Raw genomic sequence first — 322 nt, 5'->3', positions numbered from 1 at the left:
CTACTTTTTCTTCATTTTTTCGAATACAGCGATAGACTCAACGTGGGTGGTATGGGGGAACATATCCATCACACCGGCCGCTTTAAGACGGTAGCCCAGCGCCATCAGTTCCCCGGCATCACGGGCCAATGTGGCGGGGTTGCATGACACATAAACAATCTTGGACGCACCAAGGCGGGGCATTAGTTTCACCATTTCCAGTGCCCCGGTACGCGGCGGATCAATCAAGATACGGTCATAGGTCTGTCTGGCCCAGGCCTGGCCGCTAACGTCCTGGCTCAGGTCCCAGGCGTGAAACTCCAGGTTTTCCAAGCTGTTACGG

General features: G+C 55.0%; 1 pseudogene. It reads right to left on the bottom strand.

The window, feature by feature from the left end:
• Window positions 1–322: pseudogene (locus tag F8C76_RS19595) on the bottom strand (23S rRNA (uracil(1939)-C(5))-methyltransferase RlmD); the annotation flags it as partial.

The organism is Flagellimonas olearia, assembly GCF_009184425.1.
GTDB lineage: Bacteria > Bacteroidota > Bacteroidia > Flavobacteriales > Flavobacteriaceae > Flagellimonas > Flagellimonas olearia.
This window is presented reverse-complemented; position numbering and strand designations above follow the sequence as displayed.